Below are 25,749 nucleotides of genomic sequence, written 5' to 3' on the forward strand. Positions count from 1 at the left end.
CCAGGGCCGGGGCACTACTTGCAGCTGAAGCTGCTGGCGCTTTCGATATCACCCGTGCCGTTGTAGCGCGCCACCTTGGGGTAGGCACACAGCGGGCGGGTGCGGTTGGCGGACCAGCTGGCGGGCAGGTCGGGATTGGCGCCGGCCACATTGCCCGCTGCTCTCACCCCTGCAACCACGCTATCGGGCGCCTGGCCTTTTTCCACCCAGTTGACCAGCGAGGTCAGCATGTCGAACTGGTCGGTGGCCGGGCCCATGCCGCAATGCGACATGCCGGGCACGGGGTAGTACCGCGCGAAGTTCGATGCGTCGCCGCTGTTGTTTGTGCGCAGGCCCTCATACCAGCTGGCCGTGTCGTTGGCCGAGAAGATCGGGTCGCTCACACCGTGGTAGACCATGATCTTGGCGCCGCGTTGCTTGAGCGTGGCCAGATTGGTAGGGTTGACGGGCTGCATGAATGCCAAGCCCGATTCGGTGTACACGCCGCTGGTCGCAGCCACCGAGGTGAGCATGGTGTCGATGGGTGTATTCAATGCAAACGCTGAGGCGCTGAAGCCTGTGGGGGACACTGGCGGCGAGCCCCAGGTCATGGCAGTCATCGCGGGGTCGATATTGGTGGAGACGAAGAACTCCCAGAACGACGAGTCCACAGCGTTGTGGCCAGTGTCGAAGGGGAAGCTCGCGTAGAACTTGTTGCCCTTGCTGTCCACCGCGCCCGAGAAGATGGGCGCGATGGCCGTCTTCTGGGCGGGCGTCAGGCAGCTGCCGTCCCGCGCGCCAGAGCACGACGGAATGTCGCGCTGGAAGTCGAAGTTGGCCTGGCAGGCCGCAGTGTCTTGCACGATGCCGTCCTTAGCCCCGTCCAGCGCATCGCACTTTTCAAGCACCTTGGCAGAGACCATAGCCCGCTCGGTGCTCGTAAAAGCGGTGGACAAGTCCGCTGGGTCGGTTGCGATGGTCGCGTACTGCTTGGCGCCGAACTGGTTGGCGATGGCCGCCAGCGGCAGGCGGTAGCCGGGGGCGCCAGCCAGGTAGCCGTCGTATTCACCCGGCATCCGGGTCATTGCCACGAAGGTGTGGCGGCCGGCATTGGAGCAGCCGCCGATGTAGGAGCGGTCGGGTTTTTTGCCGTAGGCCGAAGCGATCAGGTCCTTTGCCATCGGGGTCAGCTTGGCCACCGCTTGGTAGCCGTAGTCCAGCCGGGCCTGGGCATCGATACCAAAAGTCATGTTCCCCTGTCCGGCGTGGCCGGCGTCAGAGCTGATGACTGCAAAGCCTTGCTGCAGCGCCACGGTGGGCTGCGGCCCGGTCTGGGAGCCAATTGCGGGCCAGAGCACGCCGTCAGAGCCGCCGTTGGCCTGGTAGAAGAACCGGCCATTCCAGGCCAGCGGCATACGCATCTCAAAGGCAATGGCATAGCGCTGGCCGTCCTGCGGGCTGATGCGGGGAAACATCTCGCCGCGCACCAGGCAGTGTGCGGGCATGGGAGCATCGCCACGGGTCAGTGCCCCTGCAGCCACCGGCTCGGCCAGGCTGATCTGCGTGTTGGGGTGGGTGAACTTGCTGGCCAGGTCAGAGCACGTGGCCAGCGTGCCCGGTGTGGCCGCGCTCAGCTGCGGCAACCCCGCGTCCGACGACCCCCCGCCGCAACCCATGAGTAGCGCCACCGGCAGGGCCGACAGTGCGAGAGGGTGCAATCGCATTCTTCTTTTCGTACGGTTCATGCTGTTGTCTCCATTTTTTTGAGGCGCAAGGAATCCCGCAGCGCGGCCTCAACACGCTGTGGGAGGGAAAGCGGGAGATCGTCTGCTTGCGTCTGCTTGCTACTGAATCAATAGCTGATGGCGCTTGCCTATCAGGCGGTAGCGGCTTTTCTTGGCAAAGATTCGAACGCCTGGGTGATGCGTTGGCGGATGATGGCCGCACGCATCTCAAACTCAGGCAGCACCCACTGTGCGAAGGCGTTGGCAGGCTCGTGCCAGCGCGGCGTGTTGCTGGCGGCGGCAATGCGCTGCCAGGCCCAGTCCAGCAGCACCAGCGCCACGGCGCGCAGGTAGTCGTCGGCCACCCAGTAGGGCAGCTCGGCGTCGGACTGGGCAGCTATCGCCAGCGTTTGTGTGATCTCCACCAGCGCATGGCGGCGTGCGCTGGCCGCAGGGCTGGGCGCTGTGCCGGGCAGTGTGGTCAGCAGCGTTGCCAGGCCCTGGCCGCCATCGGCCAGCACCTTGCGCACCAGCAGGTCGATGGCCTGGATCTCGTTGGTGCCCTCGTAGATCATCGCCACGCGCGCGTCGCGCACGATCTGCTCGATGCCCCATTCGCGCACATAGCCGTGGCCGCCAAACACCTGCAGGCACGCGCTGGCGCCGTGAAAGCCCTGGTCTGTGAGCGCGGCCTTGAGCACGGGCGTGACCAGTGCACACCAGCGCTGGGCGGCGGCGCGTTCGCCCGCGTCGGTGCTGTGCTTGGCCACGTCCAGCTGCAGGGCGGTGTGGTAAGCCAGCACGCGCCCGCCATCGATCCAGGCGCGCTGGGTGTGCAGCGTGCGGCGGATGGCGGGGTGGTCTTGAATGAGGCTGGTGTCCTTGGCGCCGGGGGCGCGCATCTGGCGGCGCTCTGCGGCGTAGGCGCTGGCCTTTTGCCATGCGGCTTCCAGCAGGCCAATGCCTTGCAGGCCCACATGCAGGCGCGCGGCGTTCATCATCACGAACATGGCGTTCAGCCCCTTGTTGGGCTCGCCCACCAGCCAGCCGGTGGCGTCGTCAAAGCGCATCACGCAGGTGGGGCTGCCGTGCAGGCCCATCTTTTCTTCGATGCGCTCGCACACCACGGCATTGCGGCTGCCGTCTGGGAGCACTTTCGGTACGAGGAACAGCGACAACCCCTTGGGGCCCGCCGGTGCATCGGGCAAGCGCGCCAGCACCAGATGCACGATGTTGTCGGTCAGGTCGTGTTCGCCGCCGGAGATAAAAATCTTGCTGCCGTTCACCCGCGCGCTGCCATCGGGCTGCGGCACACCGCGTGTGCGCACCAGGCCCAGGTCGCTGCCAGCGTGGGCTTCAGTCAGGCACATGGTGGCCAGCCATTCGCCGGTGGCGACCCTTTCCAGGTACTGGGCCTTCAGGGCATCGCTGGCGTGGTGCTTGATGCACTCGTACGCGCCGTGCAGCAGGCCGGGCGCCATGGTCCAGCCGTGGTTGGCACCGGCCAGCCATTCAAACAGCACACATTCGAGCACTGCGGGCAGACCCTGGCCGCCGTCCTCGGGCGCGCACGACAGCGACGGCCAGCCCGCCTGCCAGAAGGCCTGGTAGGCATCGCGAAACCCTGCGGGCGTGTGCACCTGGCCCGCATCAAACCGGCAGCCTTCCTCATCGCCCGTGCGCTGCAACGGGGTGATGGCGCTGTCCACAAACTTGGCGGCCTCGTCCAACACCTGCGCAGCCAGCTCGCCATCGGTGTCGGCAAACGGCGCCAGCGCCTGCCAGCGGCTGGGCGCCTGCAACACGTGGGTCAGCAGATGCTGGATGTCGGCAAGGGCTTGGCGTGCTTGCATTAAATGCTCACTATTTGATAGCTATTGGCGCTTGATAGATAAGCGCTGGAGGCCGTTTTCTTCTGAATTTCGTCGGCACGAGCCTGGTGGCTGCTTGCGCCTTGGCTTCGACAGGCTCAGCCCGAACGGGTGGGTGTGGGGGTTGCGCCCGCCACCCGTCGATACCGGCGCGCCCCCAGGCGAGGGCCACCGCGCAAGGGCCGCCCCGCCGCGCTGGTGGCGTCCCTCCCAAGGGGGGAAGCGGCGAAGCCGCTCAGGGGGGATTCACAACCTTCAAGAATCTGCGGTAAAGCCAATCTTCTTGATCAGCGGACCCCAGGTGTCGTACTCGGCCTTCTGCCAGCGCGCTTGTTCCTCTGGCGTGGAGCCGTGGGGCATCAGGCCCACGATGGCCAGGCTGTCGATGACCGACTTTTCCTTCAGCGCAGCGTTGATGGCAGCGTTGGCCGCGGCAATCACGGGCTTGGGCGTGGCGGCTGGGGCGTAGAAGCCAAACCATTCTTCGGTGGTCAGCTCGGGGAAGCCCTGCTCGGCAAACGTGGGCACGTCGGGCACGTAGATGGAGCGCTTGGGGCCCGAGGTGGCCAGGATGCGCAGCTTGCCCGCCTTGTAGTTGGCGATGAAGTCACCGTGCGGCGTGACCATGGCAGCCACCTGGCCGCCCACCACGTCCGTCACGCCGGGGATGGAGCCACGGTAGGGCACGTGGCGCAGGTCCACGCCGCTGTTGATGCCCAGCAGCGCGCCCAAAAAGTGGGGCGTGGAGCCCGCACCGGGCGAGCCGTAGCTCGCGTCCTTGGGGTTGGCCTTGGCCCAGGCCAGGAAGTCCTTCACGTTCTTCACGCTGGCGGGCACCATGGGGCCCACGGCCAGGCCGTGGTGCATCACGGCGGCAATCGACACGGGCGCGAAGTCCTTGTCGGTGTAGTTCATCTTGCTGTAGATGTGCGGGTAGTTGGCAATGGCCGACACCTGCGCCAGCGCCAGCACCGAGCCGTCGGCGGGCGCTGCCTTCAGCGTCTCCAGCGCAATGCGGCCGCCCGCGCCGGGCTTGTTCTCCACCACGCCAGCGTTCTTGCTGAAGGCGCTGCCGCCCCATTTTTCTGCCACGCGACGGGCCACGGTGTCGCCCGAGCTGCCAGCCGGGAAGCCGAAATACACCTTCACCTGGTCTACCTGGGCGTGGGCAGCAAAGGGATGCAGGGCGCCCAGCGCGGCGCTGGCGCCAAAGGCCTGGACGAGTTGTCGGCGGGTGATGGTCATGGTGTTGTCTCCTGGTATGACGGGGTAAAACTCAAAAAATTTGAACGGGGCTTTTCACGCCCTCTCGTTATCTGGCAAATGGCGACGCATTTCCTGAGGCGCTCCAAACGGACGCTGCATAAGCCAGCGCCACCGTGGAACTGGCTTTGCCAGGCCACGGGTGGCGTCCCCCAGGGGGGATGGCGCGAAGCGACTCAGGGGGGCTTCTCATCTCGGCGCCATGCGCAGTGCGCCATCGAGGCGGATGACTTCGCCGTTGAGATGGCCGTTGGTCACGATGTGGCAGGCCAGCTCGGCAAACTCCTCGGGCTTGCCCAGGCGTGGCGGGAAAGGGATGCTGGCGGCCAGCGACTGCTGCACGGCCTCGGGCAGTTCCTTCATCAGCGGCGTGGCAAACAGGCCGGGCGCCACGGTGCACACGCGGATCGCGTGCTTTGCCAGGTCGCGCGCCATGGGCAGCGTCATGCCCGCCAGGCCCGCCTTGGAGGCGCTGTAGGCCTGCTGGCCCACCTGGCCGTCAAAGGCGGCGACGGAGGCGGTGAACATCATTACGCCGCGCTCGCCGTTGTCCAGCACGGCGAGCTTGCTGCAGGCGGCGGCAAACAAACGACTCACGTTGTAGGTGCCGATCAGGTTGATGTTGACCACGCGCACAAAGTCTTCCAGCGGCGCGGCACTGCCATCGCGCTGCACCACGCGTTTGGCGCTGCCGATGCCTGCAACATTCATGAGAATGCGCGCGGGGCCGTGGGCGGCGGCGGCCTTGTCGATGGCGGCCTGCACGCTGGCGGCGTCGGTGATGTCGCAGGGGCAGGCTACGCCACCAATGTCTGCGGCGACTTTTTCAGCCAGTTCGGCATTGCGGTCCAGCACCGCCACCTTGGCGCCCTGGGCGGCCAGTGCGCGGGCGGTGGCTTCACCGAGGCCCGATGCGCCGCCGGTCACGAGGGCGGCTTGTCCTTGAATCTGCATGGTGGTGTCCTTGGGTAGTCGTTCAGTTCAGGTCAATTCATTTCTGGGGCACGAGGGTGAATGGCAACTTGCCTTCGTGCATGGCTTCCACCAGGTTGGCGCGGTGCTTGAGCACGGCGCGCTGGTTGATGGAGCCCTTGTCGGTGATCTCGCCCTTGTCCAGCGAGGGCGGCTCGGCCATCAGGTGCATGCGGGCCACACGCGTGGCACTGCCCGTGGCTTGTGCGGCCAGCTGGTTGATCACCTGCTGAAAGTGCTGCTGCACGGGCGCGCTCTCCAGCACCTGTGGCAGGCTGGCGTCGCTGGGCAGGCCCGCCAGCGTGCGGATGTGGGGCGTAGGGATCAGCAGCGCGCCCACTTCCTTGAGGTTGATGCCGGTGATGACGGCGTCCTGCACATAGGGTGCGCAGGCCGCGATGATCTTGGCGCGCATGGGGCCCACGCTCACGAAGGTGCCGGTGCTGAGCTTGAAGTCCTCGGCAATGCGGCCGTCGAACTTCAGGCCCTTGTTGTGGTCGGCCTCGTCGATCCACTTCACGGCGTCGCCGGAGCAGTAGAAGCCTTCTTCGTCGAACGCCTCTTGCGTGGCCTCGGCGTTGCGCCAGTAGCCCTGCGTGATGTTGGGGCCGCGATAACGCACCTCGACCTTGCCATCCACGGGCACCAGCTTCAGCTCCAGGCCCGGCGTAGGCACGCCGATGTCGCCTGCCTGCACGTTGGGGCTGTTCACGGCCACACAGAAGGGGCAGCCCTCGGTCATGCCCAGGCCGGTGTTCATCACGATGCGCTCGCCCACCTCCTGCTCGGCCACCTCAAAGAGGGCATCCCAGATGGGTTGCGAGAGTGCGGCAGCGGCAAAGAAGAACATTTTCACGCGGCTGAGCAGGTTCTTGCGCAGCTGCGCGTCGGTCTTCATGGTGTGCGCCAGCACCTCGAAACCCGTGGGCACGTTGAAGTACACCGTGGGCGCGATCTCGCGCAGGTTGCGGATGGTCTCGGCCATGCCCGCGGGCGTGGGGCGGCCTTCGTCCAGGTACAGCGTGCCGCCGTTGTAGATGACGATGCCGAAGTTGTGGTTGCCGCCGAAGGTGTGGTTCCACGGCAGCCAGTCCACCAGCACCAGGTCTTCCTCGGCCAGCACGGGCATGGACTGGTTCATCTGCTGCAGGTTGGCGGCCCACATGCCATGTGTGATGATCACGGCCTTGGGCGCCTTGGTGGAGCCCGAGGTGAACATGAATTTGGCGATGCTGTCGCCCGTGATGGCGGCGTGCGCGGCGTCCACGGCGGGCGTGGCCTCGGTGGCCAGCAGTGCGCTGAACGGGGTGGTACTGCGGCCGGGCAGTGTGCCCTCGATCAGCGCCACCTCTACGTCGGCGCCCACCGTGGCGTTGATGGCGGCGGCAAAGCGCTCGCCGCTGCTCGCAAACACAAGGCCGGGCGTGAGGGTGTCGATGGCGTGGCGCAGCTTGTCGTAGTCCTTGCTCACAGTGGAGTAGGCGGCGGACACGGTGCACTGCGGCACGCCCGCCACCAGGCAGCCCAGCGACAGCAGGGCATGCTCCAGATCGTTTTCGCTGAGCATGACCACGGGGCGGTCGGCGCTCAGGTTGCGGTCGAGCAGCGCTTGCGCAATGCGGCGCGCACTGTCCCATGCCTCGCGGTAGCTGATGTGCCGCCAGTCGCCCAGGCTGCCGTCGGCGTTCTTCACACGCTGCGCCATCCAGGTGCGGTCGTGCGTCGTCTGCGCCCAGTGCGCCAGGCGGTCGGTCAGGCGCACGGGGTGGGGCTGCAGGTCTTGCGTGGCGCGCACATAGACCACGCCGTTGTCGCCCTGGCGGGTGGTGACCTCGGTCACGCCAAAGCGCAGCGGCCGGTAGCGGGGGGTGGGGGCGGTTGCCATCATGGGTGCTTTCAAGAACTCACTGGCGCGGGCGGGGGCTCGCATCTTCAGGCCTTCTGGACCTTGGCTGCCTTGCCGTCGAGGAAGGCGCGCACACGGGCCTTGGCTTCGGGCGCGCTCTGGGCGATGGCGGCCATCATGGCTTCGGTCATCAGGCCCTGGTCGGACGGCTGCTCGGCAATGCGGGGCAGCGCGTGCATGAGTGCGTAGTTGGTCAGCGGTGCGTTCTGCGCAATGCGCTGGGCCAGCTCAAAGGCCTTATCGAATGCGGTGCCGGTGGGCACGAGGTATTGGGCAAAACCCACACGCTCGCCGTCCACGGCGTTGTAGACGCGGCCGGTCATCATCATGTCGGTCATGCGGGCCGTGCCGATCAGGCGCGGGATGCGCACCGCACCGCCGCCGCCCACAAAGATGCCGCGCGAGCCTTCGGGCAGTGCGTAGAAGGTGGATTCATCGGCCACGCGGATGTGGCAGGCGCTGGCCAGCTCCAGCCCGCCGCCCACCACCGCGCCGTGCAGCGCGGCCACCACGGGCACGGGGCCGAACTGCACGCGGTCCAGCGCTGCATGCCACATGCGCGAGTGGTGCAGGCCCTGGCCCGCGTCGCGCTCTTTCAGCTCGGACAGGTCGAGGCCCGAGCAGAAGTGCTCGCCATCGCCATCGATCACGGCGGCCCCCACGCTGGCGGGCAGGTTGTCCATCACGTCGCGCAGCGCCAGGATCAGGCCGTCGTTCAAGGCATTGCGCTTGGCGGGGCGGGTGAGGCGGATGACCGCGATTTCCTCGCGTTCGCCACGGATTTCAAGGGAGATGTCGGAGTTCTTGGTCATGGTGGTGTGAGTGAGTTAGGGAAATTATGGTTATCAAAAATAACTAAAACAAGACCGCAAGGCCGCTCTTTGCTAGGGGGTTTCCCTAGCTTTTCAAGCGACTCATATGGTTATGATAAATAACTAAAATTGGTGCGCAATCCAAGCAAGGACCCTGTCATGAACGCCTTCATCCCCTACGGTATCTACTGGTCGTCCCCGTTTGCCAAGTGGCAGGGCACGCTGGCCAACCTCAACGCGCTGCCGCTGGCCGCTGCGGTGGGCAAGCAGGCGCTCACCGCGCGCGGGTACGACCTGGCGGTGGTGGACCTGGCGATCCTCGGCATCACCAACCCGCAAAAGGGCAGCTTCTACGGCCTGCCTTGGGTCACCGGCATGATGGGTATCGACCGTGTGGCCGGGCCCACGGTGCAGCAGGCCTGCGCCACCAGTGTGCGCGCGCTGCAGATGGCCGCGCAAGAAGTGGCGTGCGGCACGGCCACCAGCGCGCTGCTGGTGATGGCCGACCGCCAGTCCAACGGGCCGGTGGTGTACTACCCCGACTCCAGCGGCACCGGCGGCTACGGCATTACCGAGCACTGGGTGCCCGACAACATGGGCCACGACCCGTATGCCAAGAACCCCATGCTGCAGACGGGCGAGAACGTGGCCGCGCGCTATGGCATCAGCACCGAAGAGCAGCACGCGCTCAAGCTGCACCGCTACCACCAGTACCAGGAGGCGCTGGCCGACGACCGCGCCTTCCAGAAGCGCTACATGGCCGATGTGCCCGTCACCGACTCCAAGTTCCGCAAGCAGACCGGCACGCTGAGCACCGATGAAGGCATCTTCCCGACCACCGCCGAAGGCCTGGCCAAGCTCAAGCCCGTCAAAGAGGGTGGCACGGTGACCTTCGGCGGCCAGACGCATCCGGCCGACGGCAACGCGGGCGCCATCGTCACCACGCGCGAACGGGCCCGTGCCGTGGCGACCGACCCCGGCATCGAGGTCGAGATCCTGGGCTTTGGCATGGCGCGCGTGGAGGCGGGCTACATGCCCATGGCGCCGTCGCCTGCCGCGTTCAACGCGCTCAAGAACGCGGGCCTTTCCATCAGCGACGTGGCGGCCATCAAGACGCACAACCCCTTTGCCGTGAACGACATCGCCCTGGCGCGCGACACCGGCTTTGCCTGGGAGCGCATGAACAACTACGGCAGCTCCATCATCTGGGGCCACCCCCAGGCGCCCACCGGCATGCGCGCCATCATCGAACTGATCGAAGAGCTGGTGCTGCGCGGCGGCGGCGTGGGCCTGTTCACCGGCTGCGCTGCGGGCGACACCGGCTATGCCACCGTGCTGCGTGTGACCGACAGCAAAACCACTTCCAAGGCCTGACCATGACTGCCACTTCGACAAGCTCTTTCTCCGCGCCCCTGAACGCCTGGCTGGTGGACGGCGTGCGCACGCCCATGGTCGATTACTGCGGCCCGCTGGGCCATGTGTCGCCCACCGACATGGGCATCAAGGTGGCGCGTGCCGTGCTGGCGCGCAGCGGCGTGCCCGCTGCCGATGTGGGCTCGGTCATCACGGGCTCCATGGCGCAGGCCGATTTCGACGCCTTTGTGCTGCCGCGCCACATTGGCCTGTATGCAGGCGTGCCGCAAGCCGTGCCCGCCATCCTGGTGCAACGCATCTGCGGCACGGGCTTTGAGCTGTTCCGCCAGGCGGCCGACCAGATTGCGCTGGGCTACACCGACGTGGCGCTGGTGGTGGGCACCGAGTCCATGACGCGCAACCCGATTGCGGCCTACACACACCGCACCGGCTTCAAGCTGGGCGCGCCAGTGGAGTTCAAGGACTTCCTGATGGAGGCATTGATCGACACCGCAGGCCCGGTGACGATGATCGAGACCGCCGAGAACCTGGCCAAGAAATACGGCATCACGCGGGAAGACGTGGATGCCTACGCCTCGCAGTCCTTTGCCCGCGCGCTCAAGGCGCAGGAGGATGGCTTCCTGGCGGGCGAGATCGTGCCCGTGACCAGCGAAAAGTTCGAACTGGCAGGCTACGCCACGCGCGGCATTACGCTGCCGCGTAAGGTCGCGCAGCTCGACCGCGACACGCACCCGCGTCCTTCGCCGGTCGAGGCCCTGGCCGCGCTGCGCACCGTGTACCCGGGCGGCGTGCAGACCGCCGGCAACAGCTCGGCCCTGGTGGACGGCGCCGTGGGTGCCGTGGTGGCCAGCGATGCCTATGTGCAGCAGCGTGGCCTCAAGCCGCTGGCGCGCCTGCGCGGTGTGGCCGCTGTGGGTGTGGCGCCCGAGTACATGGGCATCGGCCCGGCCCCGGCCATCCGCGCGCTGCTGGCGCGCACCGGCCTCACGCTGGATGACATCGGCCTGTTCGAAATCAACGAAGCCCAGGGCGCACAGACCCTGGCCGTGGGCCGCGAGCTGGGGCTGGACCTCAACAAGCTCAACGTGAACGGCGGCGCCATTGCCCTGGGCCACCCGCTGGCCGCCACCGGCGTGCGCCTGACGGTGACCCTGGCGCGCGAGCTGCGCCGCCGTGGGCTGCGCTACGGCATCTCCAGCGCCTGTGTGGGCGGCGGGCAAGGCATTGCTTTGCTGATCGAGAACACCGACGCGTAAATCCAGTCTTCACACCATTTGCAAGAGCACAGCACCATGAAAATCATCACCGCAGCCCAGGCCGGGGCACTCATCCCCGACAACGCCACCATCTTCCTGGGCGGCTTGGCCGTCTCCAGCCTGCCCGAGGAAGTGCTCAAGGGCATCGAGAAAAATTTCCTCGACCACGGCAGTCCGAAGAACGTGACCACCTGGGCCTGCGGCGCCATCGGCAACAGCAAGGACGCGGGCATGGTGCACTTTGCCCACCCCGGCATGATCAAGCGCACGGTGGCCGGCCACTTTGGCCAGACCGGCGCCGAGATGATGAAGATGGTGTTTGACGGCGAGGTGGAGGCCTACAACTTCCCGCAGGGCAGCCTGTCGCACCTCACGCGCCACATTGCCAGCCGCAGCCCCGGGCTGCTGACCAAGGTGGGCCTGGGCACGTTTGTAGACCCGCGCATCGAAGGCGGCAAGCTCAACAGCAAGTCCACCGAAGACCTGGTCAAGCTCGTCGAATTCAACGGCGAGGAATGGCTGTTCTACCCCTCGCCCAAGGTCGATGTCGCCATCATCCGCGGCACGCTGGCCGATGAGAACGGCAACATCACGCTGGACAAGGAAGGTGTGCTGTTGGAACAGATCAACATCGCCCACGCGGCCAAGGCCTGCGGCGGCATCGTGATCGCGCAGGTGGAGCGCATCGTGAAGGCGGGCAGCCTGCACCCCAAGTCGGTCAAGGTGCCCGGCGTGTCAGTGGACTACGTGGTGGTCAGCCAGCCCGAGAACCACATGCAGACCATCACCACGCAGTTCAACGCCGCGCTGTGTGGCGACGTGCGCGTGCCGGTGAACTCGCTGGCGCCCATGGCACTGGACGAACGCAAGGTCATCGCACGCCGCACCGCGCTGGAGCTGAAACCTGGCGCCATCACCAACCTGGGCATCGGTATTCCGGCCGGTGTGCCGTCGGTGGCGGCGGAAGAGGGCGTGGCGGACCAGTTCACGCTGAGCGTGGAAAGTGGCATCACCGGCGGCATTCCGGCGCAGCTGGGCGACTTTGGCACGGCCTACAACGCCGACGCGATCATTGAGCAGTCGTTGCAGTTCGACTTCTACGACGGCGGCGGGCTGGACGCGAGCTTCCTGGGCCTGGCGCAGGCCGACAACCACGGCAACGTGAACGTGAGCAAGTTCAACGGCCGGCCCGTGGGCTGCGGTGGTTTTGTGAACATCACGCGGTCCACCAAGAACCTGGTGTTCTGCGGCACCTTCACGGCGGGTGGCCTGGAGGTGAAGGTGGCCGACGGCCAGCTCACCATCGTCAAGGAAGGCCGCTCGCGCAAGTTCATCGAGAAGGTCGAGCAGATCACCTTCAACGGGCTGGATGCTGCCCAGCGGGAGCAGAACGTGCTCTTCGTGACCGAACGCGCCGTGTTCCACCTGACCACCGAAGGCCTGGAGCTGACCGAGATCGCGCCCGGCATTGACCTGGAGCGCGACGTGCTGGCGCACATGGGCTTCAAGCCGATCATGCGCAATGTGAAGACCATGGACGCGGGCCTGTTCCACGAAAAGTGGGGCGGGCTGGCGGCGGCCATGGCGGCGAAGTCTGAGGCGGTGGTACCGGCGGCCGCAGGCCAGTAAACGGGGCGCAGAAGCCGCCCGAAGCCGGGCACAAAACCAAAGACCAAGGGGCGCTGGCTGCAGCGCCCCTTTTTTTGTCAGGCCCCGTCGCGGGCGTAGACCTTTTGCAGCAGGCGGATCAGCGTCTTGCGTTCGGCGGCCGTGAGGCCTGCTGTGGCGTCCACCTCCAGCTGTGCGGCGGTCTGCTCGGCCTGGGCCGTCAGCTCCACACCGGCGGGCGTCAGGTGCAGGCCCATGGCGCGGCCGTCGCTAGGGTGGGGGCGGCGCTCGATCAGCCCGCGCCGCTCCAGCGCCGCAATCAGGCCCACCAGGTTGGGCGGCAACACGCCCAGCGTCACGCACAGCTGGCGCGAGGTCACGCCCGGGTTGTGCGCCACCAGCGACAGCACCGAAAAATCCACCACCTTGAGGCGGTACACCGCCATGCGTTCCATGAACACTTCGATTACGGCCAGCGATGCGCGCCGCGCGTTGTAGCCCACCAGGGTGCGCAGAAAGCCGGTATCCACCGATTCGGGTGCGGGCGCCGGGTTGGCTGGAACCATGGAGGCGGTGGTCTTTTTGGTGGGGCGAACGCTGGACATGGGGTGATTGTGGCGGGGGGTGGGCGCGGGTTGGCAGCAGGTTGCGCGGAAATTTGATTCAAATCAGCCGCTAGCGCTTATTTGACGGATATGTATTGCTATAAAAATTATAGTAATTGATGTGTGGCAGGCGACACACACGGTGCAGCATCGGCGCCTGTGGCTCTCAGACGGGGCTGCGCAACACGCGCCGGTATTGCACGGCCTCGGCCACATGGCCCACTTCGGTCGAGGGTGCACCCGCCAGGTCGGCAATGGTGCGCGCCACCTTCAGCGCACGGTGCGTGCTGCGGGCCGACCAGCCCAGGCGGGCGGCGGCGGTGTTGAGGAATTTGGCGGCGGCATCCTGCAGGTGCAGGTGGGTGTCGATCTCCTGGCCCTGCAGCGCCTGGTTGGTCTTGCCTTGCCGCGCCAGTGCCACGGCGCGGGCCTGCGCCACGCGTTCGCGGATCGCCTCGCTGGGTTCGCCCGCGGGTGCCTGCACCAGTTGATCGGCGGGCAGGGCGGGCACCTCCACATGCAGGTCAATGCGGTCCAGCAGCGGGCCGCTGAGCTTGGCCTGGTAGCGGTTCACCTGGTCGGGCGTGCAGCGGCACGCGCGCTGGGTGGAGCCCAGGTAGCCGCACGGGCAGGGGTTCATGGCCGCAATCATCTGGAACCGGGCGGGGAAATCCGCACGCTGCGCCGCTCTGGAGATGGTGATGTGTCCTGTCTCCAGCGGTTCGCGCAGGGCCTCCAGCGCAGCACGCGGAAACTCGGGCAGTTCGTCCAGAAACAAGATTCCGTTGTGCGCCAACGAAATTTCACCGGGCCTGGGGGGTGATCCGCCGCCCACCAGGGCCACTGCGCTGGCGGTGTGGTGTGGCGCCGCTGTGGGCCTGTGGCCCCACTGGTCGGTGCGAAAGCGCCCGGCCAGGCTGGCAATGGCGGCGCTCTCCAGCGCCTCGTCCACGGTCATCGCGGGCAGCAGCCCCGCAAACCGCAGCGCCAGCATCGACTTGCCCGATCCCGGCGGCCCGGCCATGAGCACGCTGTGCCCGCCAGCGGCAGCAATCTCGAGCGCGCGTTTGGCGCTGGCCTGGCCTTTCACGTCGCACATGTCGGGGCCTGTTGTGCTCGCCGCCATGGGGGTGGCCTGCAGGCGGGTCCAGCCGTCGTTGGCCACGTCGGCATCGCCCGCAGCCACGCTGCCCGGCGGCAGGAAGGCGCGCACCACATCCAGAAGATGCCGTGCGCGCACTACCTGCGCGGCGGGCACCAGGGCGGCTTCTTCAGCGCTGCCGGGGGGCAGCACCAGTTGCGCGGTGATCTGCTGGGTCTGCAGCGCCAGGCTGGTGGCCAGCGCGCCGCGCACGGGGCGCAGTTCGCCCGACAGCGACAGCTCGCCCGCAAACTCATAGCCCGCCAGACGGCTTGCGTCCACCTGCCCGCTGGCGGCGAGGATGCCCAGTGCAATCGGCAGATCGAAGCGCCCTGAGTCCTTGGGCAGATCGGCTGGTGCCAGGTTTACCGTGATGCGCTTGTTATGCGGGAACTCCAGCCCCGCGTTCTGCAGCGCCGAGCGCACCCGTTCGCGGGCCTCCTTGACCTCCACCTCGGCCAGGCCCACCAGAGTGAAGCTGGGCAAACCATTGGCCAGATGCACTTCGACGGTGACAGAAGGCGCCTGCAGCCCCAGAAGGGCGCGGCTTTGCACCAAAGCAAGACTCATGAAGCGGTTTCTCCCCAGATGGGTGCGTTTTATGGTTTTTTAGCGCGGTCCAGTTGTGTTGTGCACCAACAAGGTGCAACATGGTCCGCGCGCACACCGTCACTGTACTTGGGGATCGGTGTAACGCAACGCAACGGCGATGTGAAGGCGATGCAATGGTTGCACTGGCGTGGCACGGTCCGTGCTTAAAACGCTCGTCCCTACTTTGTCCAACCGGAGGAAACATGACCCGCGCCATCATCAAGACCCTGGGCGTTGCCCTTGTTGCAACCCTTCCCATGCTGGCCAGTGCCCAGCTCACCGGCAATGTCAGCCTGACCACCAACTACAAGTTCCGTGGCCAGGACCAGGACGTTTCCAAGTCCAAAGCGGTCAAGCCTGCACTGCAAGGCGGTTTTGACTACGCCTTCGGCGACACCGGCTGGTACGTGGGCAACTGGAACTCCAGCGTGGACTGGCTGGCCAACAACTCGCTCGAATCCGACCTGTACGGCGGCTACAAGTTCAAGGCTGGCGGCGCTGACCTGGACGTGGGCGCCCTGACCTACATCTACCCTGGCAACAGCAACGGCAACACCACCGAGCTGTATGGCGCGGCCACCATGGGCCCCTTCACTGCCAAGTATTCGCACACCATCTCCAAGGACTACTTCGGCTTTGCCGGCGCCAAGGCTGGCTCGGGCCTGAAGGGCCGCAACACCGGCTACCTGAACTTCGCGTTTGCGCAGGAAGTGGCCCCCAGCATCACAGTGAAGGCTTCGGTCGGCTTCACGCGCTTTGCCAGCGACATCAAGGACCTGGGCGTGCCCAACTACATGGACTACAGCGTGGGCGGTGCCTACGACTTCGGCGGTGGCCTGTCGCTGGGCGCTGCCGTGGTGGGTGCCAACAAGAAGGCCTTCTTCGGCCACGTCAACAAGTCGCGCGTGATCGTCACGCTCACCAAAACCCTGTAAGCAAGTCTCAATGGGCGCTTGCTGCGCCCATGTCGGAGGAACCAAAATGAAAATGGTGACAGCCATCATCAAGCCCTTCAAGCTGGACGAGGTGCGTGAAGCGCTTTCGGACATCGGCGTGCAAGGCATCACGGTCACTGAGGTCAAGGGCTTTGGCCGCCAGAAGGGCCACACCGAGCTGTACCGCGGCGCGGAATACGTGGTTGACTTCCTGCCCAAGGTCAAGATCGAAGCCGCTGTGGCGGACGACCTCGTGGACCGCGTGATCGAGTCCATCGAGAGCGCCGCCCGCACCGGCAAGATCGGCGACGGCAAGATCTTCGTGACCCACCTGGAGCAGGTGGTGCGCATCCGCACTGGCGAAACCGGCAAGGAAGCGCTGTAAGGGCGCGGCCGTACTACATCCAAGAAGAGAAACGCCATGAAAAAACTGCTTGCTTCCTTTATTCTGGGGCTGGGTCTGCTGACCATGGGCAACTTGTCCCTGGCACAGGCGCCCGCCGCCTCCGAGCCGGCTGCTGCCGCGCCCGCTGCTGCCGCAGAAGCCCCGGCTCCTGCTGCTGCCGCAGCCCCCGCAGCCCCCGCAGCGGCAGCAGCCGCCGCTCCCGCAGCTGCCGCCGAGGCACCCGCTCCTGTCCCCAACAAGGGTGACACCGCCTGGATGATGACCTCCACCATCCTCGTGATCCTGATGGTCCTGCCCGGCCTGGCGCTGTTCTACGGTGGCCTGGTGCGCAGCAAGAACATGCTGTCCGTGCTCATGCAGGTGATGGTCACGTTCTCGATGATCGTGGTGCTGTGGTTCATCTACGGCTACAGCCTGGCCTTCACCGAAGGCGGCGCGTTCATCGGTGGCTTTGACCGCCTGTTCATGAAAGGCATCTGGGACAACGCCGCAGGCACGTTTGCCAACGCGGCCACGTTCAGCAAGGGTGTCGTGATTCCTGAAGTGGTGTTCGCCGCCTTCCAGGCCACGTTCGCCGGCATCACCTGCGCCCTGATCGTCGGTGCGTTCGCAGAGCGCATCAAGTTCAGCGCCGTCATGATGTTCATGGTGCTGTGGTTCACCTTCAGCTACCTGCCTATTGCCCACATGGTGTGGTTCTGGATGGGCCCTGATGCCTACGCCTCCAAGGAAGTGGCCGACGCCATGACCGGCAAGGCTGGCCAGATCTGGCAGTGGGGTGCTCTGGACTTCGCTGGCGGTACCGTGGTGCACATCAACGCTGCTGTGGCGGGCCTGGTGGGCGCGTTCATGGTGGGCAAGCGCATCGGTTACGGCAAGGAAGCCATGGCGCCTCACAGCCTGACGCTGACCATGGTCGGTGCCTCGCTGCTGTGGGTGGGCTGGTTCGGTTTCAACGCCGGCTCTGCCCTGGAAGCCAACGGCTTTGCCGCCCTGGCCTTCATCAACACGCTGGTGGCCACCGCCGCTGCCGTGCTGGCATGGTGCATCGGCGAAGCGCTGATGCGTGGCAAGGCTTCGATGCTGGGTGCAGCATCGGGTGCCGTGGCCGGCCTCGTGGCCATCACGCCTGCCGCTGGCAACGTCGGTATCGGCGGCGCCCTGGTGATCGGCCTGGTGGGCGGTTTTGCCTGCCTGTGGGGTGTCAACGGTCTCAAGAAGCTGCTGGGTGCGGACGACTCGCTCGACGTGTTCGGCGTGCACGGCATCGGCGGTATCGTGGGTGCCCTGCTGACCGGCGTGTTCAACGCCCCTGGCCTGGGTGGCCCTGGCTACGTGGCCGACTGGGTGACGGCAACGATGGTGACATCGGCCGACTACTCCATCGCCGCGCAAGTCTGGACACAAGCCAAGGCTGTGCTGCTGACCATCGTGTGGTCGGGTGTGGTCTCCTTCGTCGCCTACAAGATCGTTGACCTCACGGTGGGCCTGCGTGTCACGGAAGAAGACGAACGCGAAGGCCTGGACATCACTTCGCACGGCGAGACAGCGTACAACCGCTGATCCGCCTGCACCCCACGCGCTGCGGTGTCTGGTGGCACCGCAGCGTCGCAACAAGAACAAGCGAGTCACTCCTCTGGTTGTTGAGCCCGCCGGCAACGGCGGGTTTTTTTCGTACCGGTGGGGGGGCTCGCTGTTGGCTTTGGCAGGGTTGCCAAGGCAGGTTCCCCCAGACAACTTGCCCGCAGGCCCGAGTCCTTTGCACGCGCCCTGTTCAAAAAATTCACGCACTGCGGGTGTAGCACCGGACAAGGCTGCCGCTACGATGCAAGGCATGGACCTCGCCCTTGCCCAGATCACCGAACGTGTGCGCACCGCCGCCGCCGACCAGACCCCCTTGCGCATCCGTGGCGGGGGCACCAAGGATTTTCATGGCCTGGCACTGCATGGTGAAGTGCTCGACACGCGGGTGTTGCGCGGCATCGTGAGCTACGAGCCGAGCGAGCTGGTTGTCACCGTGCGGGCGGGCACCCCGTTGGCCGAGTTGGAGGCCGCGCTGGCCGAACAAGGCCAATGCCTGCCTTTTGAGCCCCCGCATTTCGCCAAGGCCTCCTCGGATGCCGCCACCGTGGGCGGCATGGTCGCGGCAGGCCTCTCAGGCCCCGCCCGCGCCAGCGTAGGGGCTGTGCGCGACTATCTTCTGGGCGTGACCCTGCTCAACGGCAAAGCCGAGCTGCTGACTTTTGGCGGACAGGTCATGAAAAACGTGGCGGGGTATGACGTGTCCCGCCTCATGGCCGGTGCCTGGGGCACGCTGGGTTTGCTGACCGAGGTCAGCCTCAAGGTGCTGCCCGTGGCGCCCGGCGAGGCCACGCTGCGGTTTGACGACATCAACCAGGCCGACGCCTTGCGCAAGCTGCACGCCTGGGGCGGCCAGCCGCTGCCCCTGAACGCCAGCTGCTGGGTGCAAGACGGTGGCGTGGGCACGCTCTATGTGCGCCTGCGCGGCGCCGTGGCGGCGGTCGAGGCCGCCTGCAAAACGATGGGTGGCACGCGCATGGACAACGCCACGGTGGCCGCCGACTGGACGGCCTGCCGCGAGCAGACCCTGCCCTGGTTCACCGCACGTGCTGCACAGCCCGGCCACGCCCTGTGGCGCCTGTCCGTGCCCGCCACGGCCCCGGTGCTGAGCTTGCCGGGCGGCGCGCAGCCGCTGGTCGAGTGGCATGGCGCGCTGCGCTGGGTGCAAGCGCCCGAATCCGCAGGCGACGCCCTGCGCGAAGCCGCTCGGGCTGTGGATGGAAATGCTTCTATTTTTGTAGCTTCTGGCGCAGGTGGGACAAGCGCCAGCGGCACATTTGACCTTCAGTCCAAGGCGCTGGAACACATCCACGCCCGGCTCAAGCACAGCTTTGACCCGGCTGGCATCTTCAACCCCGGCCGCATGGCGCGGGCCTGGTAGGCGGGGTCAGTTCCATCACCACCACCGTTTTCACCGTCACCTTGGCCATGCGACGCCTTCGCCACCTCACCGGAAACCGCCGCACGGTCGCCAGCAACCGGGTGCTGGGCCTGCTGCTGGCGTTCAACGCGGGGGCCGTCAATGCAGGGGGCTTTCTGGTGGTGCACCTGTACACCTCGCACATGACCGGCTTTTTGTCCTCGCTGGCCGACAACCTGGTACTGGGCCAGATGAAGATCGTGCTGGGTGCCATCGGTGCGCTGTGGGCCTTCATGTCGGGCGCAGGCACCACGGCCATCATGATCAACTGGGCGCGCCAGCGCAAGCTGCGCAGCACCTTTGCGCTGCCGCTGGTGCTGGAGTCCGTGCTCATGCTGCTGTTCGGCCTGGTGGGGGCCATCACGCTCACCTGGCCCACACCGTTTGCCGTGCCGCTGGCGGTGTTGCTGCTCTCCTTCATCATGGGCCTGCAGAACGCCACGGTGACCAAGATGTCGTCGTCGCAGATCCGCACCACCCACATGACGGGCGTGGTGACCGACCTGGGCATCGAGATGGGCAAGATGCTCTACTGGAACCGCACCGGCACCGCGCCCGAATCACAAGTGCGCGCCAACCAGGCCCGGCTGCGGCTGTTTGCCGGGCTGGTGGGCATGTTCCTGGTGGGCGGCATTGCGGGCGCGGCGGGCTTCAAGCATGTGGGCTTTGTGTTTGTGGTGCCGCTGGCGCTGGTGCTGCTGGCCCTGTCGCTGCCCCCGCTGTGGGCCGACCGCGCAAGGCTGCGCCACCCCTTGCGCAAGCCGCTGGCGCTGGAAGCGCCCTTGGACCCACCGACCGCGCCGCGCTGAATCGGCCCTGATCTTTCTGTCTCTTCGCCCAGGCATGCACCATGCAAACCCAGCTCTCTCCTGAATACCGCGCCCGCGCCGATGGCCTGGAGGCCGAATCCATCCTGCGCAAGTGTGTGCACTGCGGCTTCTGCACCGCCACCTGCCCCACCTACCAGCTGCTGGGCGACGAGCTGGACGGCCCGCGCGGCCGCATCTACCTCATCAAGCAGGTGCTTGAAGGCGAGACCCCCACGCGCAAGACCCAGATGCACCTGGACCGGTGTCTCACCTGCCGCAACTGCGAAAGCACCTGCCCGAGCGGCGTGCAATACGGCCACCTGGTGGACATCGGCCGCAAGATCGTTGATGAAAAAGTGCCTCGCCCCGTGGGCGAAAAAGCCCTGCGATGGGCGCTGAAGGAGGGGTTGCCCTCGCCCCTGTTTGCCCCTGCCATGAAGGCCGGGCAACTGGTGCGCGGCCTGCTGCCCGCATCCCTCAAGGCCAAGGTGCCCGCGCCCCAAAATGCCGGCGCCTGGCCCACACGCGAGCATGCCCGCAAGGTGCTCATGCTGGCGGGCTGCGTGCAACCGGCCATGATGCCCAACATCAACACCGCCACCGCCCGCGTGCTGGACGCCGTGGGCATCCAGACCGTGATCGCACCCAAGGCCGGCTGCTGCGGCGCCGTCAAGTTCCACCTCAACGACCAGGAAGGCGGCAAGGCCGAGATGCGCGCCAACATCGACGCTTGGTGGCCGCTGGTGGAGCAGGGGGTGGAGTCCATCGTCATGAACGCATCCGGCTGTGGCGTGACGGTCAAGGAATACGGCCACATCCTCAAAGACGACACGATGTACGCGGCCAAGGCCGAGCGCATCAGCGCCCTCACGCGCGACCTGTCGGAGCTGCTGCCTGACCTGTTGCCCGAGCTGGCGCATAAGCTCGCCGGGCGCGTGCAAAAGCCCGACACGCTGTTCGCCTACCACCCGCCCTGCACGCTGCAGCACGGCCAGAAGCTGCGGGGCGGGGTGGAGATGCACCTGAACCAGCTGGGCTTCAAGTTGCGCGCGGCGCGCAACGATGCCCACCTGTGCTGCGGCTCGGCGGGCACCTATTCCGTGCTCAACCCCGAGCTGTCGTACCAGCTGCGCGACCGCAAGCTCGGCGTGCTCGGCGAGGCCTTTGGCGACCAGCTTCCGGACATGATCCTGTCGGCCAACATCGGCTGCATCACGCACCTGCAAAGTGGCACGGGCACGCCCGTGCGGCACTGGGTGGAGGTGCTGGACGAGGCGTTGCGCGCAGGCTGACCCTCCCATGCCCTGCTGCACAGGCACAGGGTAATTCAGGCCTCTGTCAGAGGCTGTTTTGCGCCCGCCGACCCAACGCTGGCATGATCGAGGGTTTTGTCGCCCCCATTTTTGCCCCGGAACTGCACCGCCATGACCGACTCCGTGTCCGCACAAGAACAACCCCACACAGCCCCTGTCGAACCCTTGGCAGCGCCTGTGGCAGCCGCGCCCACGGAGGCTGGGGCTCCCCCCCAGCGTACAGGGGGCTCGCGCCGTGGTGGCCGCAACCGCCGCAATGCTGACGGGCGCCAGGCGCCCCGGAGCGCGGAGGGGGCCGAGGGCGCCACCGTGCCAGCTGGCGCCCCGGGCCCGCGTGCGCCTCAGCGTGTTCACCCCGCGCTGGAACAACTGGCGGGGCTCTATCCCCATCTGTTTGGCGCCGTGTTCCGCCCGCTCAAGCGCGGCATCTTCCAGGACCTGCTGGCTGCGCACCCCGAGCTGTTTGAGCGCGAGGCGCTCAAGGTGGCTCTGGGCATCCACACCCGCTCCACACGGTATCTGCAAAGCGTGGCGGCGGGCGACAAGCGCCACGACCTGCAAGGCCAGCCTGTGGAAGACATGGCGCCCGAGCATGTGCACCACGCGCTGCTGGAGGTCTACCGCCGCAAGAAGGCCCGCGCCACCGATGACCTGCTGCCCAAGCTGCGCAACCGCATGATTGCCGCGTTCGAGGCCTCGGGCCTCACGCGCGAGGCGTATACCGAGCTGGTGCAAAGCCGCGACGAGGCCGCCAACGCCATCCTCGAAGAAGCCTTTGCCGAATGGGCAGCCCGCAATGCCAAGGACGAGGCCCTGCTGCGCGCCTTTGAAGCAAGCGGCCAGACGCTGGAGGCCTTTGCCGACATGTACGGCATGGTGCCTCGCACTGCGGCCCAGCAGGTCGAACGCGCGCGCCGCCTGGCCGCCGCGCGGGCCCAGGCCACCGTGGCTGCTGCGCCTGAGGGCCAAAGCAGCTAAGGCCAGCGCGGCCCGGGCCGACGGGGCCTAGAATCTCCCCGCGACCCGGTTCATGGGTTGCCGTAAGCGTTTACGTCAATCAACGTGCCAACCAACACCGGCCCTGCCGGGGTTGTGGTCCCTGGCCTGCATCTGCTGCAGGGTGGGGGCGGCACCTTGCTTGACCGGTCTGCTTTCTGGAATTTCAATGAACCAACCTTCCTCGCTCCCGCCGTCGTCCCGCCAGACCTTCCTCGGGCTGCGCAGATTGCCCCCACGCTCGGCGGCTTGGGTCATGCCACTGCTGCTGTCGCTGCTCATGACCTTCATCGTGTCCCTGATCAGCACCGTGCGCGTGGCGGGCTTCTCGCTGGACCTCCCGCGCCTGTGGCTGAGTGCCTGGGCGCTGTCCTGGGTAGTGGCCTTCCCCACGCTGTTGCTGGTGCTGCCTGTGGTGCGCCGCATCACGGCGGCTATCGTCGAGCAGCCGCGCTGATCGATCGCGTGGCGGGCGGTGGGCACCCTCACGCCGCTCATGTGCTGCGCCCACCCGGAGTCACCAGCGTGCGTGCACGCTACTGACATCAGGTTGTCAGTAGCGTGCACGCACCATGCCTCTCCTGCACGGCGCCCAGCGGCCCGCGCGCCAATTCCATTCATTGAAGACCAGAGAGGACCCGCCATGACAAACACCCCCGCAATCATCCAGATTCCAGCATTCAGCGTGGCCGGCATCGCCGTGCGCACCCGCAACAGCGAAGAGATGAACCCCGCCATCGCGCGCCTCGGAGGCCTGTGGAACCGTTTCTTCAGCCAGAGCTGGGAGCGCAAACTGCCCAGCCGGGGCGACGATGGACGCATCTTCGGCGTGTACAGCGGCTACGAGTCGAACGAGCACGGCGCCTTTGATGTGACCGCCGGTGTGGCCGTGGCCGACCCCGATGGGGCCCAGGCCGTACCCGGCGCCAGCCGCGTTGACATTCAGGCTGGCGACTACCTGGTCTTTACCGGCCAGGGCGATATGCCCCAAATGGTGATCGACACCTGGGTGCGCATCTGGCATTACTTTGCCGAGAACCCGCAGGTGCAACGCCGCTTTGGAACCGACTTCGAGGCCTATGAGGGCCCAGACCAGGTGGCCATCCATATCGGAGTGCTGCTTCAAAATTGATAGCTTGTAGCGCTTGATGGATAAGCGCTAGGACCTTAATACTCTGAAAAAATAAACCACCATGCGCCGCGCCGACCGCCTGTTTCAGATCGTCCAGCTCATCCGGGGTCGGCGCTTGTCCACGGCCGCCTTCCTGGCCGAGCGGCTCGAAGTCTCGCAGCGCACCATCTACCGCGACGTGGCGGACCTCCAGCACCAGGGCGTGCCCATTGAGGGCGAGGCCGGTGTGGGCTACCGCCTGGGCGCGGGTTTCGAACTACCGCCGCTGATGTTCAGCCAGGGCGAGGCCAACGCCCTGGTGGCCGCCGCGCGCCTGGCCCAGGCCTGGCTCGACGCCGGGCTGGCGCGCGAGGTCGAGGGGGCGCTGGGCAAGATCCTGTCGGTGCTGCCCCCCGCTGCCCGCGTAGCGGCCGAGGCGCAGGCGCTGTATGCGCCATCGGTGGGGCTGGACCCGCGCGTGCAGGCCACCCTGCAGGCCCTGCGCGAGGCGGTGCACAGTCGCCACGTGGTGCAGATCAACTACGCCGACGTACACGGCCGCCCCAGCCTGCGCCGCCTGCGCCCGCTGGGTTGCTTCTACTGGGGCAAGGTCTGGACGCTGTCGGCCTGGTGCGAGCTGCGCAATGACTTCCGGGGTTTTCGCATCGACCGCATCGTGGATCTGGTGGTGCTCGACGAACAGTTCCGCCAGGAGCCTGGCAAGACCCTGGCCGACATGCTGCGCAAGGTGGAGGCGGAGATGGCCGCCTGCCCGCCCGAATGGGGGGCTGCGCAGACGCCGGGGCTCAATGCCTGAAGTGAAACACCCCCTGAGTCGCTTCGCGCCTTCCCCCTCTCTCTCCTCGCTGCGCGAGTCGGGAGGGGGACGCCCCCAGCGCGGCGGGGCGGCCCTTGCGCGGGGGCACTGGCCTTGGCCGCGCCAGTTTTATGCGTGGAGGGTGGCGCGCAGAACAATGAATAACTGACATCGATTCGCGTTTGATCGCCGCAAGCCGTCCACGCTCAGCGTGAAGGGTTGTGTTTTGTGAACGCAGTCGGGTATGGGGCTTGAACAGCTCCCGAGGTATTTAGCCCGCGCGGGGTGCCAGCCCGTCCCGGTAGCGCCGGCTGCAGGGCACGCTGCTCCCATCCTTCATCACCAGGCGCGCGTCGCCGCTGTCCAGCGGCTCGATCACGGCGATGGCGTCCAGGTTGACCGCGTAGCTGCGGTGCACGCGCACGAAGCGTGACGGGTCCAGCTGGGTGAGGAAGTCGGTGAGCGTGGAGCGCAGCAGGTAGTCGTGCCCATTCACATGCAGGCCCACGTAGTTGGCCTGGGCCTGCAGCCAGGCGATGTCGCCTGCGGCGATCAGGAACTCGCGGCGCAGCTTGCGCACCAGGAAGCGTTCGGGGCGTTGTGCGGGCGGGGCGTGCGGGGTTTCGGGCGTTGATGCCGGGGCTTGCGCGGCGGGCGTTTCGGGCACGTCCTGCACCTGTGGCGCGGGCGGTTCGGGGGCATCCAGCACGCGCGCCTCGCCCTGCAGGCGCAGCAGCAAGAAGCGGTAGCTGACCAGCGCGCACACCGTGAGCGCGTAGCTGCGCACGTCTTTCAGGTATTCATACCCCCACTGCGCCCACCAGCTTGGCGGCTGGTAGCGCTCGCCCAGGGCCGCATAGCCCGCATGGCGCAGCGCCCACATGCCCGCCAGGTGCACGGTGCAGTAGGCCACGCTGGCCAGCACGTGCCAGGGCAGATGGCGCCGCAGCGTGCCCCAGCGCAGCACAAAGCGCCGCTCGAACGCCACCACGGCCGGGATCAGCGCCGCCACCACCAGCGCGCTCGTCAGCTCCCACAGCAGCGGCTCCCACGCGGCCACGGTCCGCCCGGCGCTGCGCAGTTCGATCCGGGTCACCACCGTGTTGAAGGTCGCCTGCACCAGCAGCACCACGGCCCAGAAGCTGACTTCCGCACGGCGCCGCAGGGCGCGGTCGTGGGGGTAGCGGTCGATCCAGGCGGGCGCGGGGGCGGTCATGGGTGGCAAGTGTAGGCAGGGCCGTGCGCCGCCGGGCGGGAGT

Annotated in this window: 22 protein-coding genes; 13 read left to right on the plus strand and 9 right to left on the minus strand. The window is 66.7% G+C overall.

The features are described from left to right. Positions 1–14: 14 nt before the first annotated feature. The 6 genes from KW832_RS20825 to KW832_RS20850 all read right to left on the minus strand — a co-directional run bounded on the left by KW832_RS20825 (position 15) and on the right by KW832_RS20850 (position 8,527). Complete coding sequence (locus KW832_RS20825; protein ID WP_255577878.1) at positions 15–1,703, minus strand: tannase/feruloyl esterase family alpha/beta hydrolase; 1,689 nt, start codon at positions 1,701–1,703, stop codon at positions 15–17. Between the two features lie 152 nt (positions 1,704–1,855). Continuing rightward, positions 1,856–3,556, minus strand: a complete 1,701-nt coding sequence (locus KW832_RS20830; RefSeq protein WP_218301278.1) for an acyl-CoA dehydrogenase family protein — start codon at positions 3,554–3,556, stop codon at positions 1,856–1,858. 273 nt (positions 3,557–3,829) lie between these two features. Then, entirely contained in the window at positions 3,830–4,819 is a 990-nt protein-coding gene (locus KW832_RS20835) for a Bug family tripartite tricarboxylate transporter substrate binding protein (protein WP_218301277.1), read from the minus strand. Positions 4,820–5,026: 207 nt separating this feature from the next. Continuing rightward, positions 5,027–5,791, minus strand: a complete 765-nt coding sequence (locus KW832_RS20840; protein WP_218301276.1) for an SDR family NAD(P)-dependent oxidoreductase — start codon at positions 5,789–5,791, stop codon at positions 5,027–5,029. Between the two features lie 37 nt (positions 5,792–5,828). Further along, positions 5,829–7,697: a feruloyl-CoA synthase gene (locus tag KW832_RS20845; protein WP_218301275.1), complete on the minus strand. Its 1,869-nt coding sequence runs from the start codon at positions 7,695–7,697 to the stop codon at positions 5,829–5,831. Between the two features lie 44 nt (positions 7,698–7,741). Then, positions 7,742–8,527 (minus strand): crotonase/enoyl-CoA hydratase family protein, encoded by a 786-nt coding sequence (locus KW832_RS20850; protein WP_055399790.1) that lies wholly within the window; start codon positions 8,525–8,527, stop codon positions 7,742–7,744. 159 nt (positions 8,528–8,686) lie between these two features. On the opposite strand from KW832_RS20850, the gene KW832_RS20855 reads away from it, so the two are divergent. The 3 genes from KW832_RS20855 to KW832_RS20865 are packed head-to-tail and all read left to right on the plus strand — an operon-like array spanning position 8,687 to position 12,786. Beyond that, the gene (locus KW832_RS20855) at positions 8,687–9,901 is read left to right on the plus strand and encodes a thiolase family protein (RefSeq protein ID WP_218301274.1); all 1,215 of its coding nucleotides are present in this window, start codon (positions 8,687–8,689) and stop codon (positions 9,899–9,901) included. A gap of 2 nt (positions 9,902–9,903) precedes the next feature. Further along, positions 9,904–11,157, plus strand: a complete 1,254-nt coding sequence (locus KW832_RS20860; RefSeq protein ID WP_218301273.1) for a thiolase family protein — start codon at positions 9,904–9,906, stop codon at positions 11,155–11,157. A gap of 36 nt (positions 11,158–11,193) precedes the next feature. Next, positions 11,194–12,786 carry an acyl CoA:acetate/3-ketoacid CoA transferase gene (locus KW832_RS20865; protein WP_218301272.1) on the plus strand — a complete coding sequence of 531 codons (1,593 nt, stop codon included), beginning with the start codon at positions 11,194–11,196 and terminating at the stop codon, positions 12,784–12,786. Positions 12,787–12,863: 77 nt separating this feature from the next. Here KW832_RS20865 and KW832_RS20870 read toward each other — a convergent pair whose 3' ends face one another. Continuing rightward, positions 12,864–13,370 carry a MarR family transcriptional regulator gene (locus tag KW832_RS20870; RefSeq protein ID WP_218301271.1) on the minus strand — a complete coding sequence of 169 codons (507 nt, stop codon included), beginning with the start codon at positions 13,368–13,370 and terminating at the stop codon, positions 12,864–12,866. Positions 13,371–13,536: 166 nt separating this feature from the next. Further along, complete coding sequence (locus tag KW832_RS20875; protein ID WP_218301270.1) at positions 13,537–15,081, minus strand: YifB family Mg chelatase-like AAA ATPase; 1,545 nt, start codon at positions 15,079–15,081, stop codon at positions 13,537–13,539. A 224-nt stretch (positions 15,082–15,305) separates the two neighbouring features. Between KW832_RS20875 and KW832_RS20880 the strand changes: the two genes are divergently transcribed. The 10 genes from KW832_RS20880 to KW832_RS20925 all read left to right on the plus strand — a co-directional run bounded on the left by KW832_RS20880 (position 15,306) and on the right by KW832_RS20925 (position 24,490). After that, a complete protein-coding gene (locus KW832_RS20880) occupies positions 15,306–16,037 on the plus strand; it encodes a TorF family putative porin (RefSeq protein WP_218301269.1) in 732 nt (243 codons plus the stop codon). A gap of 46 nt (positions 16,038–16,083) precedes the next feature. After that, on the plus strand, positions 16,084–16,422 hold the full coding sequence (glnK, locus tag KW832_RS20885) for a P-II family nitrogen regulator (RefSeq protein WP_010466918.1): 339 nt from the start codon (positions 16,084–16,086) through the stop codon (positions 16,420–16,422). A 36-nt stretch (positions 16,423–16,458) separates the two neighbouring features. Next, complete coding sequence (amt, locus tag KW832_RS20890; RefSeq protein ID WP_218301268.1) at positions 16,459–18,006, plus strand: ammonium transporter; 1,548 nt, start codon at positions 16,459–16,461, stop codon at positions 18,004–18,006. Positions 18,007–18,268: 262 nt separating this feature from the next. Next, the gene (glcE, locus tag KW832_RS20895; RefSeq protein ID WP_218301267.1) at positions 18,269–19,405 is read left to right on the plus strand and encodes a glycolate oxidase subunit GlcE; all 1,137 of its coding nucleotides are present in this window, start codon (positions 18,269–18,271) and stop codon (positions 19,403–19,405) included. Between the two features lie 47 nt (positions 19,406–19,452). After that, complete coding sequence (locus tag KW832_RS20900) at positions 19,453–20,253, plus strand: YoaK family protein (RefSeq protein WP_055399803.1); 801 nt, start codon at positions 19,453–19,455, stop codon at positions 20,251–20,253. Between the two features lie 41 nt (positions 20,254–20,294). After that, positions 20,295–21,545, plus strand: a complete 1,251-nt coding sequence (gene glcF, locus KW832_RS20905; protein WP_218301266.1) for a glycolate oxidase subunit GlcF — start codon at positions 20,295–20,297, stop codon at positions 21,543–21,545. Positions 21,546–21,677: 132 nt separating this feature from the next. Continuing rightward, positions 21,678–22,544: a ProQ/FINO family protein gene (locus KW832_RS20910; protein WP_218301265.1), complete on the plus strand. Its 867-nt coding sequence runs from the start codon at positions 21,678–21,680 to the stop codon at positions 22,542–22,544. Positions 22,545–22,731: 187 nt separating this feature from the next. Continuing rightward, positions 22,732–23,019, plus strand: a complete 288-nt coding sequence (locus tag KW832_RS20915) for a DUF2798 domain-containing protein (protein WP_218301264.1) — start codon at positions 22,732–22,734, stop codon at positions 23,017–23,019. A 186-nt stretch (positions 23,020–23,205) separates the two neighbouring features. Continuing rightward, entirely contained in the window at positions 23,206–23,694 is a 489-nt protein-coding gene (locus KW832_RS20920) for a GyrI-like domain-containing protein (RefSeq protein ID WP_218301263.1), read from the plus strand. Positions 23,695–23,755: 61 nt separating this feature from the next. Continuing rightward, the gene (locus KW832_RS20925; protein ID WP_055399814.1) at positions 23,756–24,490 is read left to right on the plus strand and encodes a YafY family protein; all 735 of its coding nucleotides are present in this window, start codon (positions 23,756–23,758) and stop codon (positions 24,488–24,490) included. 271 nt (positions 24,491–24,761) lie between these two features. Here the strand turns inward: KW832_RS20925 and KW832_RS20930 are convergent, their stop codons facing one another. Next, on the minus strand, positions 24,762–25,706 hold the full coding sequence (locus tag KW832_RS20930) for a LytTR family DNA-binding domain-containing protein (protein WP_218301262.1): 945 nt from the start codon (positions 25,704–25,706) through the stop codon (positions 24,762–24,764). Positions 25,707–25,749 lie beyond the last annotated feature (43 nt).

Source organism: Acidovorax sp. sif0632 (assembly GCF_019218805.1).
GTDB lineage: Bacteria > Pseudomonadota > Gammaproteobacteria > Burkholderiales > Burkholderiaceae_C > Acidovorax > Acidovorax facilis.

Coding starts and splice junctions, on each gene's coding strand:
- KW832_RS20825 (WP_255577878.1), bottom strand. CDS start 1,703: ATGCGATTGCACCCTCTCGCACTGTCGGCCCTGCCGGTGGCGCTACTC.
- KW832_RS20830 (WP_218301278.1), bottom strand. CDS start 3,556: ATGCAAGCACGCCAAGCCCTTGCCGACATCCAGCATCTGCTGACCCAC.
- KW832_RS20835 (WP_218301277.1), bottom strand. CDS start 4,819: ATGACCATCACCCGCCGACAACTCGTCCAGGCCTTTGGCGCCAGCGCC.
- KW832_RS20840 (WP_218301276.1), bottom strand. CDS start 5,791: ATGCAGATTCAAGGACAAGCCGCCCTCGTGACCGGCGGCGCATCGGGC.
- KW832_RS20845 (WP_218301275.1), bottom strand. CDS start 7,697: ATGATGGCAACCGCCCCCACCCCCCGCTACCGGCCGCTGCGCTTTGGC.
- KW832_RS20850 (WP_055399790.1), bottom strand. CDS start 8,527: ATGACCAAGAACTCCGACATCTCCCTTGAAATCCGTGGCGAACGCGAG.
- KW832_RS20855 (WP_218301274.1), top strand. CDS start 8,687: ATGAACGCCTTCATCCCCTACGGTATCTACTGGTCGTCCCCGTTTGCC.
- KW832_RS20860 (WP_218301273.1), top strand. CDS start 9,904: ATGACTGCCACTTCGACAAGCTCTTTCTCCGCGCCCCTGAACGCCTGG.
- KW832_RS20865 (WP_218301272.1), top strand. CDS start 11,194: ATGAAAATCATCACCGCAGCCCAGGCCGGGGCACTCATCCCCGACAAC.
- KW832_RS20870 (WP_218301271.1), bottom strand. CDS start 13,370: ATGTCCAGCGTTCGCCCCACCAAAAAGACCACCGCCTCCATGGTTCCA.
- KW832_RS20875 (WP_218301270.1), bottom strand. CDS start 15,081: ATGAGTCTTGCTTTGGTGCAAAGCCGCGCCCTTCTGGGGCTGCAGGCG.
- KW832_RS20880 (WP_218301269.1), top strand. CDS start 15,306: ATGACCCGCGCCATCATCAAGACCCTGGGCGTTGCCCTTGTTGCAACC.
- glnK (WP_010466918.1), top strand. CDS start 16,084: ATGAAAATGGTGACAGCCATCATCAAGCCCTTCAAGCTGGACGAGGTG.
- amt (WP_218301268.1), top strand. CDS start 16,459: ATGAAAAAACTGCTTGCTTCCTTTATTCTGGGGCTGGGTCTGCTGACC.
- glcE (WP_218301267.1), top strand. CDS start 18,269: ATGCAAGGCATGGACCTCGCCCTTGCCCAGATCACCGAACGTGTGCGC.
- KW832_RS20900 (WP_055399803.1), top strand. CDS start 19,453: ATGCGACGCCTTCGCCACCTCACCGGAAACCGCCGCACGGTCGCCAGC.
- glcF (WP_218301266.1), top strand. CDS start 20,295: ATGCAAACCCAGCTCTCTCCTGAATACCGCGCCCGCGCCGATGGCCTG.
- KW832_RS20910 (WP_218301265.1), top strand. CDS start 21,678: ATGACCGACTCCGTGTCCGCACAAGAACAACCCCACACAGCCCCTGTC.
- KW832_RS20915 (WP_218301264.1), top strand. CDS start 22,732: ATGAACCAACCTTCCTCGCTCCCGCCGTCGTCCCGCCAGACCTTCCTC.
- KW832_RS20920 (WP_218301263.1), top strand. CDS start 23,206: ATGACAAACACCCCCGCAATCATCCAGATTCCAGCATTCAGCGTGGCC.
- KW832_RS20925 (WP_055399814.1), top strand. CDS start 23,756: ATGCGCCGCGCCGACCGCCTGTTTCAGATCGTCCAGCTCATCCGGGGT.
- KW832_RS20930 (WP_218301262.1), bottom strand. CDS start 25,706: ATGACCGCCCCCGCGCCCGCCTGGATCGACCGCTACCCCCACGACCGC.